Source organism: Cryobacterium sp. Y57, assembly GCF_002929505.1.
GTDB lineage: Bacteria > Actinomycetota > Actinomycetes > Actinomycetales > Microbacteriaceae > Cryobacterium.
On the sequence record NZ_PJJL01000062.1, the window covers coordinates 34992 to 51063 of the forward strand.

The window sequence follows — 16072 nt, forward strand, 5'->3', positions numbered from 1 at the left end:
ATCGCCGCATTGGTGGACAACGGCCCGCCCCCGGCAGCTGTGGAGGACGCTGTGGGGAACTCTGTGGGGAATTCTGTGGAGGACTCTGTGGAGGACTCTACTCGGCGTGCATGACGAACAGGCGGCGCACGACCTCGCCGGCCACGAGGGCGTCGAGGCTCTCATTGAGGTCGCCGAGCGGTCGGGTGTCGGTGTGCAGCAACTCGACGGGCAGGCGGCCGTCGCGCCACAGCTTCAGGTAGGCCGGAATATCGCGGCGTGGAACCGAGTCGCCCATGTAGGAGCCGAGCAGCCGCCGGCCCATCCCAGCGAACTGCAGCGCCGGCGTGGTGAGGGTCTGTTCGGGGTGTGGCAGACCGACCGAGACGAGGGCGCCGCCCCGGGTGAGCAGGGCGAGGCTTGCCTCCATCACCCGAGCGCTGCCGACCGCTTCGATGGCGAGGTCGACGCCGTCGCCCGCGTGCAGCCGCACGAGCTCGGCCGCCTGGTCGGGCGACCCGGTGTGGTGGGCACCGCAGCGGAGGGCCAGCGCCCGTTTGTCGGGTAGCGGATCGATCGCGATGACGGTGGTGCCAGCCACCTGGGCGGCGGCCATGACGGCCATCAGGCCGACCGCGCCGAGCCCGAACACGATCACCGACTGGCCGGGAGCGAGGGCGCCGGTGTTGAGCACGGCGCCGATGCCGGTGAGGGCCGCGCAGCCGAACATGGCGGCGATGTCGAAGGGGACATCCGAGTCGACAGCGATGACGGATTCACGGGCCACGACGGAGTACTGGGAGAAAGCGGAGACGCCGAGGTGGTGGTTGATCCGCTCCCCGTCGCCGGTGGCCAGCACGGCCGAGCCGTGCAGCAGGTCGCCGCTTCCATTGGCCTCGGCGCCGCGGTGGCAGAGTGCCGGGCGTCCGGCCATACAGGCTCGGCAGTCGCCGCAGCTCGGCACGAAGACGAGTACGACCCGGTCGCCGACGGCCAGATCGTCAACGCCGTCACCGAGGGCGCTCACTGTGCCGGCAGCCTCGTGTCCGAGCGCCATCGGCAGGGGCCGAATGCGTGAGCCGTCAATGACCGAGAGGTCGGAGTGGCACAGGCTGGCCCGTTCGATGCGCACCAGCACCTCGCCGGCGCGCGGAGCAGGCACCGGAACCTGCTCGAGCGTGAGCGGGCGGCTGTCGGCGTACGGGCGCGTAGAACCGGATTCGCGAAGGATCGCGCTGAGCATCGTTGATGGAATCATTCTTCCAACCTAACGCCCACCAAGGCGTAGGCTGGGCGTATGAAAATGCGCGACCGGGTGACCGACCTCGGCATGCAAACGATGAACGGCGTGCACCGGATGGTGCTGGGCCTGTCGGGCGGACGCCTCGGCTGGACCATCGGCACGATGCAGACGATCGAACTGCACACGACCGGTCGCAGTAGCGGGCAGCGTCGGTCGACGCTGCTGACGGCGCCCGTGCATGAGGACGGAAAGTACGTGCTCGTCGCGTCGAAGGGCGGTGACCACCGGCATCCGTTCTGGTACCTCAACCTCGTCGCCGAGCCTGCCGTGGACCTGACCATTCGGGGCGTGACGCGCCCGTTTCGGGCTCGCACCGCGTCATCCGCTGAGAAGGCCGAGTTGTGGCCGCGCATCGTGGCGGCCTACCCCGGTTACGGTACCTACCAAGGCAAAACCGACCGCGACATCCCCGTGGTCATCTGCGAACCGCGCGTTTAATCGCGGACGGGGCCCGGGCCCGGAACACGGGCCCAGTTTATAAACTGGGCCCGTGGACGGGGCCCGGGCCCCGTGCAGATCACACCGGTTCGGCGACCGGTTCGAGGGTTTCGGCGGCGAGGATGGCCGGGAAGGCGGGCGCGTGCACGCCGGACATCTCTTCGAGCACCCGGATGACCTGACAGCTGTAGCCGTATTCGTTGTCGTACCAGACGTAGAGCACGGCCTTCTGGTCGGTGACGATGGTGGCCAGCCCGTCGACGATCCCGGCGCGACGCGAGCCGAGGAAATCGCTCGAGACCACCTCGGGAGAGTCGATGTAGTCAATTTGCCGGTGCAGCGAGGAGTGCAGCGACATGGTGCGCAGGTAGGTGTTGATCTCGTCCTTGTCGGTCGTGCTGGCGAGGTTGAGGTTGAGGATGGCCATCGACACGTCGGGGGTGGGAACGCGGATCGCGTTGCCGGTGAGCTTGCCCGCCAACTCGGGCAGGGCCTTGGCGACGGCCTTGGCCGCGCCGGTCTCGGTGATGACCATGTTGAGCGCAGCCGAGCGGCCTCGGCGGTCACCGGAGTGAAAGTTATCGATGAGGTTCTGATCGTTGGTGAACGAGTGCACCGTTTCGACGTGACCGTCGATGATGCCGTAGCGGTCGTTGATGGCTTTGAGCACCGGAGTGATCGCGTTCGTGGTGCAGGACGCCGCGGTGATAATTCGGTCGCTGGCCAGAATGTCGGTGTGGTTGATGCCGTGCACGATGTTCTTCAGCGCGCCCTTGCCCGGCGCGGTCAAGAGAACCCGCGCGATGCCGGGGCACGTGAGGTGCTGCGACAGGCCTTCTTCGTCGCGCCACTTGCCCGTGTTGTCGACAACGATGGCGTCGTGGATGCCATACCGCGTGTAATCGACACTGGCCGGGTCAGCGGAGTAGATCACCTGGATGAGCGTGCCATTGGCGAGGATGGTGTCATTCTCCTCATCGATGGTGATCGTGCCCTCGAACGGTCCGTGCACCGAGTCGCGGCGCAGCAGACTGGCACGTTTCATCAGGTCGTTGGCGGAACCACGGCGCACGACGATCGCACGCAGGCGTAAGCCCTGGCCGCCGCCGCCATGTTCGATCAGGATGCGGGCAAGCAGCCGGCCGATACGACCGAAGCCGTAGAGCACGACGTCGGTACTGGTGCGATGGTCGAGTCCGTGCTGGCCGACGACGTCGGTGAGTTCACCGCGCAGGTATTCCTCCAGGGTGACGCGCCCGTTCTGTTGCCGAAAGCCGAGAGCGAGCCGGGCGAGGTCGATCGACGCTGCGCCGAGGTTGAGGCCGTCGATGGTCTGCAGAATCGGCAGGGTCTCTTCGAGCGGAAGCTCGACATCCGCTATATGGCGGGCGAACCGGTGTGCCTTGAGCAGGCCGACGACCGACTTGTTGACCAGGCCGCGGCCGTAGACGCTCGTCACGACGGTGTGGTCGCGGTAGAGGCGCCCGATCAGGGGAATCATCGCCTCGGCGAGAGACTCGCGATTACTCCACGTTGCACGGGCACGATCAGCGTCCTGGATCACAGGGTTGCCTTCCTAAACCATCGTTGGTTAGTTAGTCCGGCCACCCGAGGCCCCGGAGTCATTGCTTATTCGTCGAGTGCAAGTTCCTTGGGAAGTTCAAAGTCTTTCGTCGCGAGTTCTTCCACGTTGACGTCCTTGAAAGTCAGCACGCGCACCGATTTGACGAATCGGTCTGAACGGTAGACGTCCCAGACCCAGACGTCTTTCATGGTCAGTTCGAAGTAGAAATCGTGTTCTGTGTCCCGGCGAACCAAGTCGACTTCGTTGGCCAGATAGAAGCGGCGTTCGGTTTCGACGACGTACTGGAACTGGCCAACCACGTCTCGATATTCCCGGTACAGGGCCAACTCGACCTCGCGGTCGTAGTCCTCGATTTCGTCTTCTTCCATGGTGATCTCATCTTACGCTGAGATTTTGAGCCACGATTTGCGATGTAAGGGGCTCGGCCCGAGCCGCTCGATCGCGCTCATGTGCGCGGCGCTGCCATAACCTTTGTTCGAGGCCCAGCCGTACCCGGGCGCGTCGTCATGCGCGGCGATCATGAGGCGGTCGCGGTGCACCTTGGCGATCACGGATGCCGCCGCCACCGACCCGCAGTCTCGGTCGGCTTTGATTCGCGTCACGACGCTCAACGGGGTGGCCAGCGCTTTGTTCAGCCAGTCATCGCTGCCGTCGAGCAAGACGATGCTGCCGGCCACATCGACACCCTGCGCATAGAGCTCGGCCAACGCACGCTTACCGGCCAGCCCGAGGCAAGCGATGATTCCCAACTCATCGACCTCGGCCGCCGAGGCGAGCCCCACGGCCGAGTATGTCGCCCAGGCAACGGCGAGCGGGGCGAGCAGTTCCCGGCGCGGTTCGCTGAGCATCTTCGAGTCGCGAAGTCCCGCTGGCATGGTCAGAACGGATGCGTTCACCGCGGCGAATCCGACAGCCACCGGTCCGGCGAGGGCGCCGCGACCCACTTCATCACAGCCGATCACAAAGCGTGCACCGGTGCGCAGCAGGTCGATCTCGACCTCGAGGGTGGGGTCGGACACGGCCACTACTCGGAGCCTTTGTCGGCGTGCTCTACCTCGCGGAACACGTCGGGGTAGTCGTCGAGCCATGCCCAGTGCGCCAGCGGCCAGCTCACGACGAGCGCGCGACCGACGACATTGTCGACCGGGACGTACCCCTTACCGACCGTGTCGCCGTTGTAGCGGGAGTCTTTGGAGTTGTAACGGTTGTCGCCCATCATCCAGAGTGAGCCCCCCGGGATCGTGACGTCGAAGTCATCCTTGGAGACCTTGGTTTCACCTTCCGGCAACAACACATAGGCGGATTCGTTCAGCGGAACATCGTTGACGCTCATCTGGCCGAGGGCGTTGCAGCAGACGACGTGGTCACCGGGTAGCCCGATCACCCGTTTGATCAGGTGGTCGTTGCTGTCGGGCGCGGACAAGCCCACGACAGACAGGAGCCAGTCAGCGCTGGCAACGATCGGATTTTGCACGAGCTCAGCCTGCGGCAGCAGCCATCCGCCCGGGTCTTTGAACACGATGACGTCACCGCGGGAAATCGGGATCACCTCGGGTTCGAGCTGATTCACGATGATGCGATCGTCGACCTGCAGCGTGTTCATCATCGACCCGGAGGGGATGTAGAACGACCGGATCAGGAATGTCTTGATCAAAAACGAGATGAGCAATGCCACGACGAAAATGATGAGGAGGTCGCGGATGAACAGCAAGACGCTGCGCTTCTTGCTGGGTGCCGTCGTGCTTCGAGATTTCTTCGACCCTGATACCCGACGATCGGACCTGGAGGCGAGCACTTCATCTGTCATTTAACCGCCTGAGCTCCCCATCAGTTTAGGTGATGGGGAGCTCAGAAGAATCCGCGTGGATCGTGGGGAAGCGTGAAAGTTAGCGCTTTTCCTTGATCTTGGCCTTCTTGCCACGCAGGTCGCGCAGGTAGTACAGCTTCGCGCGACGGACATCGCCGCGGGTCACGATCTCGATGTGGTCGATGACCGGGGAGTGCACCGGGAAGGTACGCTCGACACCGATCTGAAAGCTGACCTTGCGAACGCAGAACGTTTCGCGCACGCCTTCGCCGGAGCGGCCGATGACCACTCCCTGGAAGACCTGGATACGAGAGCGGGTTCCCTCAATGATGTTGACGTGAACCTTGACGGTGTCGCCGGCACGGAAGTCAGGAAGATCCTTCTTCAGCGATGGGGCGTCTACCGCGTCGAGAATATGCATGTTGTTTCGCTCTCTGTACCCGCCACAGGTCGACTACGCTAGGTGCTTCAATCGAAGCAATCAGTATGAGGATGTGCGCCGCAACGAGCAGGTTCCCCTGTGGCAGAGTCCTGCAGCGGCACAAGGACTTAGTCTGCCATGAAGTCGCACCCGTTGCAAAGCGGGGCCCGACGCTCAGGGCCGGTCGCGCTTTTCTTCGATGACGATGACCTCTGGCTTGGCGCTTCGGCCAAAGGTCGGTGCCGGCTTGGTCTCGTGGGGGCGTGACCTGTTCGGCAGCGGATGCGGGGCAGAGGCCGGGGCAGATTGCCCCTGCGCCTGCTGCTCCACCAGGTCGACCATCGCCAAGACTCGGCGTCGGGCTGCGTCGAACAGCTCCCAGACAACGAACCAGAATACGGCGATACCCCCGATGATGACGAGCACGCTGAGCCAGCCCGCAGCATCCGCTGAAAAAGGAATGGCGATGATGAGCGCGTGCCAGAGCGTTAGCACGCCGACGTCGGCGTAGGAGAGCGCCCGGGTTTCGCGCACGTCTTTACGGGCGTAGATGACCAAGGCGACGAGCAACAGTCCGAGGCCGATAAGAACGGCTCCGAAGAAGATGCCCAGCACCGCCCACGCGCCCGATCCAAAAATCGCAGACCCGACGAGAAGCCAGAGCGGCAGGGCTCCGGCGGCAATGAATTGCCAGTGGTAAAAGGCGCGGCGGATGATCACAGAGTCAGCCTATCGATGGGGGCTGACACTGGCCTTGGCGTTCGCTGGAGGCTGAAGTTACGAGAGTGTGCGCGGCAAAAGGTCAGGCCGCACCCGTTCGGTACGTTCAATTTGCTGCTGGTGGCGCCAGGTACTGATGGCGCCATGGTTGCCGCTTCGTAACACCGGCGGAACGTCGAGGCCGCGCCAGCTGGCGGGCTTGGTGTAGCTGGGGTATTCGAGCAGGCCGTCTTCGTGGGATTCTTCGACGAGGCTTTCCGGATTGCCGACAACGCCGGGAATGAGCCGGCCGATCGCTTCGATCATGGCCATGACGGCGACCTCTCCCCCGTTGAGCACATAGTCGCCGAGGCTCACAAGGCGTACCCGGCCGCGCTGCGAGTAGTGATCGACGACACGCTGGTCGATGCCCTCGTAGCGACCGCATCCGAACACGAGATGTTGCTCGAGCGAGAGCTCGCGGGCCATCCGCTGGGTGAACTGGTCCCCCGCCGGCGAGGGAAAGATGACGAGGGGGCCGTCGTCGACCAGTGCCGGGTCGGTGCCGAGTATGGCATCGAGGGCATCACCCCAGGGCTCCGGCTTCATGACCATGCCGGCGCCGCCACCATACGGGGTGTCGTCGACGGAATGGTGCCGGTCGTGGGTGTGGTCGCGCAGGTTGTGCACACCCAACTCGATCAAGCCACTTTGGCGGGCCTTGCCGAGTAGCGACAGATCGAGCACATCGAAGAATTCGGGAAAAATGGTGACGATATCGATGCGCATGGTCAAATTCTAGAAGATCTGAGCCTGCTCTTTCGCCTCGCGGTACCGGTCGACGACCACGTCAACCAGAGCAGCGGGGGCCGTTTCGCCCGGCAGCAGCAGTGGAGCCGTCACCAGTGCGGCGCCGACGCTCTGGGCGCGCGTCAAGTCGAAGAAGAATCCGGGTGCCATGAGATAGGTACTCACGGTCACGTGTTCGCTGCGTAGTCTGGCACCGGTGACGGCACAGGCCAGCCGGGGCGTGGCCGCAGAGAGAAAGCCGACGGTGACGCGAACACCGAGGCGCTCCTCCAGCAGTGCGCCGACCGTGCGGCAGTCGTGCACCGCGCGGGCGTCGCTCGAGCCGGCGGCGGCGAGCACGATCTCCTGCCCGCGGACTTGGGTGTCGAACCCGTCGGCACGCAGACGATGTTCGAGTACGTCGATGAGTCGGTCGTCCGGGCCGAGCGCCCGCGACACGGTCGTCACGCGGTCATGCGCGCTGGTCTCTCGTTGCAGGTCGACGTGCACGTGGTAACCGGCAGAGAGCAACAGGGGCACCACGACCGCGGCGGAATCCGGGGGCACCGCGCCGAGGCTCGCCGCGACATCCGGCTGCTGCACATCAACGAAACCGCCGCTGACGGCAAGTTCGGGATGAGCGCGGGCAACGGCGTCGACGAGGGCAGCGATGGCCGCCTGGCCGTCAGCCGAGTGGGTGCCGTGCGAGATGGCGACGAGCGCGGCGGGTGCCGGCGTTGCGCGCTCGGCACCGCTCCCGAAGGTGCGGCGCCACTCGATGCTGTGCCGTGCTGCACGAGCCCGTTCTTCGATTAAGGTCATGCCGCCTCGTGCAGTCCAGACTCGACCGCGACCTCGATGTAGCCGCCGACAACACGAGTTTCGTAGGTATTCAGCACGAGTGTCGGATTGGTGAAGCATTCCCCGGTGCCGAGGTCGTAGACCTCTTTGTGCAGGGGCGAGGCGATGGTCGGGCGGTCACCCTTGGAACCGACGATGCCGCGGGCCATGACGTTGGCCTCGGTGTGCGGGTCACGGTGATCGACGGCGTAGATCTCGGTGGGTGAGAGCAAAAACAGTGCGATCTGTTTCATGCGAATGAGGGCTGCTTCTCCCCAGCTGGGTTCCAGATCGGCTACGGCACAGGCACGCTCCCAGACCAGGGCGGGGCGGGTCACTGCAGTGGTACGGCGGGTGTCGGCCAGTGTCATCGTCATCGTGCGCTCCCAGGGGTGTGGTTTTTGGGGTTGTCGCGTTTGTGCGTCGCTCTCACGGTAGGCGAGCAATATTTCAACCGATCGCCCGCCATGTTTCCCCCGGGTGAAACCCGCCTCACACGAGGCGTGCTTCGCTGTGGGGCTTTCGACCAGTCCGGGACACACGAGCGACACGAGGGAGAAACTGCCCCGAACTACGCTCACAATTGCCCCGCTTTGAAAGGATGCTGATGCCAGCTTCTCGTGAAACCGTCTCCGCGTATTGTGTCCCAGACACCTCCGCATCCGCTATGGACGCGACACACGCCGTCACAACAGTGCGCCCGGCGGATGCCGCCATTGTCGGATCGGAGACGACGCGCCGCGTCGTCGTGATCGGTGGCGGTCCCGCCGCACACCGCCTCACCGATGCCCTGCACTCCCGCGACACTGAGCACGCCCTCTCGATCGTCGTGCTGGCCGAGGAGAACCACCGGCCATACGACCGGGTTGCGCTCAGCCAGCGACTCACCGGAATGACCGACCTCACCCTTTCGCCTACGGCGCCGTGGGACAGTGAACGCATCGCGCTGCGCATCAACGAGCGGGCCACCAGCATCGATCGGGTGGCACATACCGTGACGACGTCGACCGGGGCCGTGCTCGACTACGACGACCTCGTGCTCGCCACCGGATCCAGTGCTCCTGTACCCGAGATGCCGGGTCGCGAACACATTCGGGTCTACCGCACCCTCGACGACGTCGACGCCCTCGTCGCTGAACTCGCCGCCCTCACCGTCTCCCTCGGCCGCACCCCCAAAGTCGTCGTGGCCGGCGGTGGTCTGCTCGGCCTCGAAGCGGCCGGCGGACTGCACAAGCTCGGCGCGGATTCCGCCATCGTGCATTCCGGCAGCTGGCTCATGTCGGCCCAGCTCGACGAGGGTGGTGGACAGGCACTCGGTCGGCTCATCGTCGCTCAAGGCATCGAACTCCACCTCGGCACCAGGGCCCGAACCATCCTCTGCGACGACGACAATGCGGTGACCGGCCTGCAGCTCGGCAACGGCATCCACATTGCCGCCGACATGGTCGTCTACGCAATCGGCATCTCGCCGCGTGACGAGCTGGCGCGCGCCGCCGGACTGACCGTCGGCGCGCGCGGCGGCATCACGATCGGCAACGACTGCCGCACGAGCGACCCCAGCATCTGGGCGATCGGCGAGGTCGCCAGCTGGAATGACCGCTGTGTCGGCCTCGTCGCACCGGCCAACGCTATGGCCGAGGTCGTCGCCGACCGTCTGCTCGGCGGCAGCGCCGAGTTCACGACCGTCGACGATGCCACCAAGCTCAAACTCTCCGGGGTCGACGTAGCCAGCTTCGGTGACGCCCTCGCCAGCACGCCGGGCTCGCTTGAAATCGTCTATGCCGACCCGGCCCGCGGGCTGTACCAGAAGCTCGTCATGACCGACGACGCCAAAACCCTGCTCGGCGGCATCTTCGTCGGCGACGCTACTCCCTACTCGGCCCTGCGGCCGATGGTCGGCCGCGAACTCAGTAGCGAACCCGCCGCGTACCTCTCCGCAGCCGGTGCCGAGGTTCCCGGCGGCGACGAACTACCCGACGACGCCCTGGTCTGCTCGTGTAACATGGTCTCGGCCGGCGCTGTGCGAAGCGCCGTGCGCGGAAACGAGCACACCGATGCCTGGACCGAACTCGGTCCTCTCAAGGTCTGCACGCGGGCCGGCACCCAGTGCGGTTCGTGCGTGCCACTGGTCAAGAAGATTCTGGAGGCCGAGCTGAGGGCATCCGGTCAAACGATCTCGCACGCCCTGTGCGAGCATTTCGAGCTGAGCCGGCAGGAACTGTTCGATTCGGTGCGGGTGCTCGGGCTCGTATCGAGCGACGAAATCTTTTCCCGTTTCGGCACCGGCCGAGGCTGCGATGTCTGCAAGCCCGCCGTCGGCTCGATCCTGGCCAGCCAGAACACCTCCTACATTCTGGATGCCGGCCGCGGTACTCTCCAGGACACCAACGACCGGGCCATGGCCAACATGCAAAAGGACGGCACCTATTCGGTCGTTCCGCGCATTCCGGGCGGTGAGATCACCCCCACCAGACTCGCCGTCATCGCGCAGGTCGCCCTGGACTTCGACCTGTATACCAAGATCACCGGCGGGCAACGGATCGACCTGTTCGGAGCCCGGCTGGAGCAGCTGCCCGACATCTGGCGCATCTTGGTCGACGCCGGCTTCGAGTCCGGCCAGGCCTACGGCAAGTCGCTGCGCAACGTGAAGTCCTGTGTCGGGTCCACCTGGTGCCGGTTCGGGGTGCAGGATGCCGTGGGGCTCGCGATTCGACTGGAACTGCGCTATCGCGGCCTGCGCGCCCCGCACAAATTCAAGTTCGGGGTGTCCGGCTGCGCGCGCGAGTGCGCCGAAGCACGCGCCAAAGACGTGGGCATCATCGCCAGCGACAACGGCTGGAACATGTTCGTGGGCGGCAACGGTGGTTTTCAGCCCGCGCGCGGGCAGCTGCTGGCGACCGACCTCGATGAGGAAACCTTGATCAGGTACATCGACCGCTACATGATGTACTACATTCGAACGGCCGATCGTATGCAGCGCACGGCGCGCTGGATGGAAGACTTGAGCGGCGGGCTCGAGCATGTGCGCGAGGTCGTCATCAACGACTCACTCGGACTGGCCGCGGAACTCGAGCAGGCCATGCTCGCCCATGTCGACAACTATGAAGACGAGTGGGCAGCCACACTCGCCGACCCGGAGCGCCTACGCCGATTCCGATCCTTCGTCAACGCGCCCGCCGAGCCAGACCCGAGCATCGCTCTCGTTACGGAGCGTGACCAAATCCGACCCGCGACCCCGGCCGAGCGAGCCTCGTCGGGTACTGTTCTACTAAGTGGAACCCGCATTCCCGTTCGAAAAGAGTAAGAAGATGACAGCCCGGAATTTCGGTACGACTGGGTCGGTCAGCGCCGAGCAGGTCACGGCAGGGCAAGTCACCCTGGTCGGCGGCGGACCCGGAGCCGCTGGGTTGCTGACCGTCGCCGCAGTGACGGCTCTGGCCCAAGCGGATGTCGTGTTGTTCGACCGCCTCGCCCCCAACGACGAACTCGCCCTGCTCGCACCCCGCGCAACGCTCGTCGACGTCGGCAAGCGCGCCGGCAGCCATCCGGTCTCACAGGCGGGGATTGAAGAGCTGATGGTCGAGCATGCCCTCGCGGGAAAACGCGTGGTGCGACTGAAGGGCGGCGACCCGTACGTGTTCGGGCGCGGAAGCGAAGAAGTGCTGGCCTGCCACCGCAACGGCATTGCCGTCACGGTCATTTCCGGTGTCACGAGTGCGATCGCCGTGCCGGCGGCAGCGGGAATCCCGCTGACGCACCGCGGGATCAGCCACGCATTCACCGTGATCAGCGGCCACGCGCCGCTCACCGACAACGAACTCGAGGGCCTCACGCTGCTGGGAAGTACCATCGTCGTGCTGATGGGCGTTGGCACGTTGCCGACCCTGAGCCAGGGATTGATGCGCCACGGCATGCCCGCCGACCTGCCAGTGGCCATTATCGAACGTGGCTTCAGCGCCACCCAGCGCACCACGGTGAGCACGCTGGCCGCCGTGCTCTCGGATGCCGCAGCCGCCGGCGTGCGCAGCCCCGCCGTGCTCGTCATCGGTGAGGTCGTACGCCTCGCTTTCAGCGGCGACACGGCCGCGAACGACCTCGTGGCCCGGGCCGCCGAGTTCACGGTGACCGCCTGATGAACAGAGGGAACGAACCGGTTTCGGACGGTGAGCGGGGAGCACCCGCTGCACAGCTGCCCGCGCAGCACGAGGCGTTGCCGGGTGCGACCGAGCCGATTGAGGTGGCGCCCCCGGTTCTGCGGCCGAACCAACTGGACGGGTTTCGAATCGGCGTGACCAGCGATCGCCGGTCGGGCGACTTGATCGACGCCTTCGAACGGCGCGGTGCCAAAGTCATGCACGCGCCGACGCTGCGCATCGCCCACTCCCAGCAGGACGGTCCACTGCTCGATGACACCAGAGCCCTGATCATCGCGCGACCCGATATTCTGCTTGCGACCACCGGCTACGGCGTGCGACGCTGGTTTGAAGTCGCAGAGGCCGACGGCATCGGGTCCGACCTCACCGACGCATTCGCCGACACCACGATTCTGGTACGCGGACCGAAAGCACGCGGGGGCATTCGCGCCACCGGGCTGAACGACTCGGGTATGAGCGAATCAGAGACGACCGCCTCTCTCGTCGACAAGGTATTGGCCGAGTATCCGCCGGGACTCGTCGTCGGCATCCAGGTTCATGGCGCCACCGACGAGGTGCAACTCGACCGGCTGCGCGCGGTGCACCAGCAAGTGCTCGTCGTTGCGCCCTACCGCTGGATCGCAGTCGATGACAGCGACGAACGGGTCTACAAGCTCGTCGAGGCGATTTGTTCCCGTCAGCTCGACTGTGTGACCTTCACGAGCGCCCCGGCCGTGCACGCCCTCTTCACCGCGGCGGAAGGCATGGAGGTCTATCCGGAACTCATCGCGGCGCTGCAGACGCAGGTCTGCGCGGCCGCTGTCGGGCCGGTGACGAGTGCCCCGCTGATCGCGGCCGGGATCGTCCCGATCCAGCCGTCCCGGTTTCGGATGGGCGCGCTGATTCGGCTGGTCTGCGAACACCTGGAACAGAACATGATCGAACGGGTCGAGACGCAGAACGGACTCGTGCAGCTGCGCGGCTCGATCGTGCAGGTCGGCGCGGAGCGCACCCAGCTGCCACCGACAGCCCTCGCTATCCTGCGGGCGCTCGTTCGGGCGCGCGGTGCGGTCGTCTCCCGCGAAGACCTCACGCTCTCCCTGGCCGGCGACTCCGACGAGCACGCTATGGAGGTTTCGCTCAGCCGACTCCGGCAGACGCTTGGCATTCCCGGGTTGGTCGCGACCGTGGTCAAGCGCGGCTACCGCCTCAACGTGTAGCCGCCCGGTACACACCTGCCGGCGCGCTCCCGTCGGCCGTTGTTCGGCACACAAATGCCGATGCGCACCGTTCGGCTGTTGTTCAGCATACAAATGCCGGTGCGCACCCCGCGGCCATTGTTCGGCCAGATGGGTGCGCACCGGCAACGGTACGGTTGAGCGCTACGGTTCGTCGGTCATATGAGCGGATGCCGCAGCATCCGGTTCAGAGTCGCCTTCTGAATCCGTCTTCGGTACAGCGCCAGCGGCGGCACTATCGGCTTCGTCCTCGGGCAGCTCTTCGAGAAGACCGGGCGGCGGCGTGATCGTGACCAGGCCGTTTTTCACATCGACGGTCGGCACGATGGCCTTGACGAACGGGATCATGACGTCGCCGGTGGGCGTCTTCACGATCAACAGGTCTTGGGCCGGCATATGCTCGAGGCGACCGATGGTGCCGATGCGTACCCCGTCGCGCATGACGGCGAGGCCGACCAGCTGGTGGTCGTACCAGGCGTCTTCTTCATCCGACTGCTCGGCGACGTCCGCGTCGATCCAGAGGATCGCCTTCGCGAGCGTTTCTGCTGCGCTGCGGTCGACAACATCCTTGAAAAAACCGACCGCATGCTGGTTGTACCAGCGCAACTCGACGAGTTCGATCGTCTTGCCGTGCCAGGCCGAACCGGTCGGAACCTGCAGCGTGAACACGGCGCCCGGGACGAAACGTCGTCCCGGGTCATCCGTGAACAGTTCGAGCTTGATTGCTCCCTTGAGGCCGTGAGCCTTGGTCAGGCGCCCCACCCGTAATTGCTGGGTGCGGTCCTTCTCACTATCGTCCACTGTCGCGTCGTTCACTGAACTAGAAATCGGTGTCGACGACGTCGACGCGTACGCGCCGACCATCGGCCAGAGCCGCAACGAGGGTGCGCAGTGCTTTCGCGGTGCGCCCAGCGCGGCCAATGACCCGGCCGAGATCTTCGGGGTTCACCCGAACCTCGAGCACATCGCCTCGTGGCGAGTTCTTTTCTGCAACGTGCACGTCGTCCGGGTGATCAACGATCCCCTTGACGAGGTGTTCGAGCGCGGGAGCAAGCAACAGTTACGCCTCGTCGGTTGCTGCGACAGCAACCTCTTCTACCTTGGCGACCGGCTTCTCGGCTTTGGGCTTGAGAACCGGCTTCTTCTTCTCGTCAGCGACGAAAGCAGCCTTCGGTTCCTTCACCTTGACGGTGCTCTTGGCGTTCTTGTCGCCCTTAAAGATGCCCCAGTCGCCGGTGAGCTTGAGGAGTGCAGCAACCTGCTCGGTCGGCTGAGCGCCGACGCTGAGCCAGTACTGCGCACGCTCAGACTTGACCTCGATGACCGAGGGCTCCTCCGTGGGGTGGTAGATGCCGATTTCTTCGATGACACGACCGTCGCGCTTGGTGCGCGCGTCGGCAACGACGATGCGGTAGTACGGTGCACGGATCTTGCCCATGCGCTTCAGACGGATTTTGACAGCCACAATTCTCCAGTGTTGATTCGGTGTTTGGCGAACCTTGGGCCGTGAGCGTGGGGGCACACTCGGCATAAGCTCTATAGGATCACGTTGCACCGAGATAGAGGGTCGGGCACAACGGATCGCGACTAATCATTGTGTCAGAGATTGCTCACATTGTGATAATCGAACCTCAACAGCTTTCACCCGCCCACCCAAGGAGCACCCGTGCCACTTGAATTCGCCCGCTCCGCCCGCTCCACCGTGGGCATCGAGTGGGAGGTCGCCCTCGTCGACCGCAACACCGGCGATCTGGTGTCGATCGCCGATGAGGTACTCGACGCCCTCTGCACCCCGGACGGATCGGCGCACCCGACGATCACCGGCGAGCTCCTGCTCAATACGATCGAGCTGGTTTCCGGCGTGCACGACACCGTCGGCCACGCTGTAGCGGATGTCACCGGCCAGCTCGGCGAGGTGCGTCGCGCTCTCGACGGCCGCGAGGTGGACGTGATCTGTAGCGGATCGCATCCGTTTGCGCAGTGGTTCGACCAGACCGTCACCGACAAGGCCCGGTACCACAAGCTCATCGACCGCACCCAGTGGTGGGGGCGCAACATGATGATCTGGGGAATCCACGTGCACGTGGGCATCGACGACAAGGCCAAGGTCATTCCGATCATGAACGGCCTGCTGACGTATGTTCCGCACCTGCAGGCGCTGAGCGCGTCGAGCCCGTTTTGGGCTGGCGTCGACACCGGCTACGCCAGCAACCGTTCGCTCATGTTCCAGCAGCTACCGACGGCCGGCCTACCCTGGGACCTGCCCGACTGGGAGGCCTGGGAACGCTACGTCGACGACATGGCGGTGACCGGCATCATCGACGACGTGACCGAGGTGCGCTGGGATATTCGCCCGTCACCGCGCTGGGGCACGATCGAGATTCGCGTCTGCGACGGTGTCTCGACCACCGTGGAGCTCGGCGCAATCGCCGCATTCATCCAGTGTCTGGTCGAATGGATGTCCACCCGCCTCGACGCCGGTGAAGAAGTCCCGCGCATGCAACCGTGGTTCGTGCGTGAGAACAAGTGGCGTGCGGCCCGCTACGGGCTCGATGCTGAGATCATCCTCGATGCGGCCGGCACTGAATGTCTCGTGACGGATGACGTGCGCCGCCTCATCGGGATCCTCTCCCCCGTGGCCGAGCGGCTCGGCTGCCTGCCGGAGTTGCAGGGTCTCCACCGCATCATCGACGACGGCGGCAGCTACCAACGACAGCTCGCCGTGGCCGCCGCCACCGGGGGCAGCCTGCCCGCTGTCGTTGCGGCGCTCAGCCACGAACTTGCGCAGGGGCTCGGCAGCTAGTGCAGTTTCAACGGGCAGGCGCCGTTGACCGTTTAGA

Annotated in this window: 18 protein-coding genes; 5 read left to right on the plus strand and 13 right to left on the minus strand. The window is 65.0% G+C overall.

Features of this window, described 5'->3' with window-relative positions; genetic code table 11:
• Window positions 1–97: 97 nt before the first annotated feature.
• Window positions 98–1237 (minus strand): alcohol dehydrogenase catalytic domain-containing protein, encoded by a 1140-nt coding sequence (locus CXY72_RS06585; RefSeq protein ID WP_370446226.1) that lies wholly within the window; start codon window positions 1235–1237, stop codon window positions 98–100.
• Between the two features lie 39 nt (window positions 1238–1276).
• Between CXY72_RS06585 and CXY72_RS06590 the strand changes: the two genes are divergently transcribed.
• Complete coding sequence (locus CXY72_RS06590) at window positions 1277–1720, plus strand: nitroreductase family deazaflavin-dependent oxidoreductase (RefSeq protein ID WP_104126898.1); 444 nt, start codon at window positions 1277–1279, stop codon at window positions 1718–1720.
• A 79-nt stretch (window positions 1721–1799) separates the two neighbouring features.
• Here the strand turns inward: CXY72_RS06590 and CXY72_RS06595 are convergent, their stop codons facing one another.
• The 9 genes from CXY72_RS06595 to nirD all read right to left on the minus strand — a co-directional run bounded on the left by CXY72_RS06595 (window position 1800) and on the right by nirD (window position 8238).
• Window positions 1800–3284, minus strand: coding sequence for a glyceraldehyde-3-phosphate dehydrogenase (locus tag CXY72_RS06595; RefSeq protein WP_104126899.1), 1485 nt, complete (start codon window positions 3282–3284; stop codon window positions 1800–1802).
• A gap of 65 nt (window positions 3285–3349) precedes the next feature.
• Window positions 3350–3673 (minus strand): DUF2469 domain-containing protein, encoded by a 324-nt coding sequence (locus CXY72_RS06600; RefSeq protein ID WP_104126900.1) that lies wholly within the window; start codon window positions 3671–3673, stop codon window positions 3350–3352.
• Window positions 3674–3685: 12 nt separating this feature from the next.
• Window positions 3686–4330: a ribonuclease HII gene (locus CXY72_RS06605; RefSeq protein ID WP_104126901.1), complete on the minus strand. Its 645-nt coding sequence runs from the start codon at window positions 4328–4330 to the stop codon at window positions 3686–3688.
• Window positions 4330–5112 carry a signal peptidase I gene (lepB, locus tag CXY72_RS06610; RefSeq protein WP_104126902.1) on the minus strand — a complete coding sequence of 261 codons (783 nt, stop codon included), beginning with the start codon at window positions 5110–5112 and terminating at the stop codon, window positions 4330–4332. Before lepB ends, CXY72_RS06605 begins: the two co-directional genes overlap by 1 nt.
• 79 nt (window positions 5113–5191) lie before the next feature.
• The gene (gene rplS / locus CXY72_RS06615) at window positions 5192–5533 is read right to left on the minus strand and encodes a 50S ribosomal protein L19 (RefSeq protein ID WP_092108884.1); all 342 of its coding nucleotides are present in this window, start codon (window positions 5531–5533) and stop codon (window positions 5192–5194) included.
• A 174-nt stretch (window positions 5534–5707) separates the two neighbouring features.
• Entirely contained in the window at window positions 5708–6253 is a 546-nt protein-coding gene (locus tag CXY72_RS06620; protein WP_104126903.1) for a hypothetical protein, read from the minus strand.
• A gap of 57 nt (window positions 6254–6310) precedes the next feature.
• Window positions 6311–7021: a tRNA (guanosine(37)-N1)-methyltransferase TrmD gene (gene trmD, locus CXY72_RS06625; protein WP_104126904.1), complete on the minus strand. Its 711-nt coding sequence runs from the start codon at window positions 7019–7021 to the stop codon at window positions 6311–6313.
• 9 nt (window positions 7022–7030) lie between these two features.
• Window positions 7031–7843 carry a sirohydrochlorin chelatase gene (locus tag CXY72_RS06630; RefSeq protein WP_104126905.1) on the minus strand — a complete coding sequence of 271 codons (813 nt, stop codon included), beginning with the start codon at window positions 7841–7843 and terminating at the stop codon, window positions 7031–7033.
• Complete coding sequence (nirD, locus tag CXY72_RS06635; RefSeq protein WP_104126906.1) at window positions 7840–8238, minus strand: nitrite reductase small subunit NirD; 399 nt, start codon at window positions 8236–8238, stop codon at window positions 7840–7842. Before nirD ends, CXY72_RS06630 begins: the two co-directional genes overlap by 4 nt.
• Window positions 8239–8528: 290 nt before the next feature.
• Between nirD and nirB the strand changes: the two genes are divergently transcribed.
• Genes nirB through CXY72_RS06650 form a run of 3 tightly spaced genes read left to right on the plus strand, consistent with a single transcriptional unit; the run spans window position 8529 to window position 13214 of the window.
• Window positions 8529–11165, plus strand: coding sequence for a nitrite reductase large subunit NirB (gene nirB / locus CXY72_RS06640; protein WP_104126907.1), 2637 nt, complete (start codon window positions 8529–8531; stop codon window positions 11163–11165).
• 4 nt (window positions 11166–11169) lie between these two features.
• On the plus strand, window positions 11170–11994 hold the full coding sequence (cobA, locus tag CXY72_RS06645) for a uroporphyrinogen-III C-methyltransferase (protein ID WP_104126908.1): 825 nt from the start codon (window positions 11170–11172) through the stop codon (window positions 11992–11994).
• Window positions 11994–13214: a uroporphyrinogen-III synthase gene (locus CXY72_RS06650; protein WP_104126909.1), complete on the plus strand. Its 1221-nt coding sequence runs from the start codon at window positions 11994–11996 to the stop codon at window positions 13212–13214. Before cobA ends, CXY72_RS06650 begins: the two co-directional genes overlap by 1 nt.
• 162 nt (window positions 13215–13376) lie before the next feature.
• Here the strand turns inward: CXY72_RS06650 and rimM are convergent, their stop codons facing one another.
• Genes rimM through rpsP form a run of 3 tightly spaced genes read right to left on the minus strand, consistent with a single transcriptional unit; the run spans window position 13377 to window position 14697 of the window.
• The gene (gene rimM, locus CXY72_RS06655; protein WP_233197685.1) at window positions 13377–14033 is read right to left on the minus strand and encodes a ribosome maturation factor RimM; all 657 of its coding nucleotides are present in this window, start codon (window positions 14031–14033) and stop codon (window positions 13377–13379) included.
• Between the two features lie 19 nt (window positions 14034–14052).
• A complete protein-coding gene (locus tag CXY72_RS06660) occupies window positions 14053–14289 on the minus strand; it encodes an RNA-binding protein (protein WP_104126911.1) in 237 nt (78 codons plus the stop codon).
• Window positions 14290–14292: 3 nt separating this feature from the next.
• Window positions 14293–14697 (minus strand): 30S ribosomal protein S16, encoded by a 405-nt coding sequence (gene rpsP / locus CXY72_RS06665; protein ID WP_104126912.1) that lies wholly within the window; start codon window positions 14695–14697, stop codon window positions 14293–14295.
• A gap of 201 nt (window positions 14698–14898) precedes the next feature.
• On the opposite strand from rpsP, the gene CXY72_RS06670 reads away from it, so the two are divergent.
• The gene (locus CXY72_RS06670) at window positions 14899–16035 is read left to right on the plus strand and encodes a glutamate--cysteine ligase (protein WP_104126913.1); all 1137 of its coding nucleotides are present in this window, start codon (window positions 14899–14901) and stop codon (window positions 16033–16035) included.
• The last annotated feature ends 37 nt before the right edge of the window (window positions 16036–16072 follow it).

Excerpts from the sequence above, each read along its gene's own strand:
- CXY72_RS06585 (WP_370446226.1), bottom strand. The coding sequence starts at position 1,237 with ATGATTCCATCAACGATGCTCAGCGCGATCCTTCGCGAATCCGGTTCT.
- CXY72_RS06590 (WP_104126898.1), top strand. The coding sequence starts at position 1,277 with ATGAAAATGCGCGACCGGGTGACCGACCTCGGCATGCAAACGATGAAC.
- CXY72_RS06600 (WP_104126900.1), bottom strand. The coding sequence starts at position 3,673 with ATGGAAGAAGACGAAATCGAGGACTACGACCGCGAGGTCGAGTTGGCC.
- lepB (WP_104126902.1), bottom strand. The coding sequence starts at position 5,112 with ATGACAGATGAAGTGCTCGCCTCCAGGTCCGATCGTCGGGTATCAGGG.
- rplS (WP_092108884.1), bottom strand. The coding sequence starts at position 5,533 with ATGCATATTCTCGACGCGGTAGACGCCCCATCGCTGAAGAAGGATCTT.
- trmD (WP_104126904.1), bottom strand. The coding sequence starts at position 7,021 with ATGCGCATCGATATCGTCACCATTTTTCCCGAATTCTTCGATGTGCTC.
- CXY72_RS06630 (WP_104126905.1), bottom strand. The coding sequence starts at position 7,843 with ATGACCTTAATCGAAGAACGGGCTCGTGCAGCACGGCACAGCATCGAG.
- nirD (WP_104126906.1), bottom strand. The coding sequence starts at position 8,238 with ATGACGATGACACTGGCCGACACCCGCCGTACCACTGCAGTGACCCGC.
- nirB (WP_104126907.1), top strand. The coding sequence starts at position 8,529 with ATGGACGCGACACACGCCGTCACAACAGTGCGCCCGGCGGATGCCGCC.
- cobA (WP_104126908.1), top strand. The coding sequence starts at position 11,170 with ATGACAGCCCGGAATTTCGGTACGACTGGGTCGGTCAGCGCCGAGCAG.
- CXY72_RS06650 (WP_104126909.1), top strand. The coding sequence starts at position 11,994 with ATGAACAGAGGGAACGAACCGGTTTCGGACGGTGAGCGGGGAGCACCC.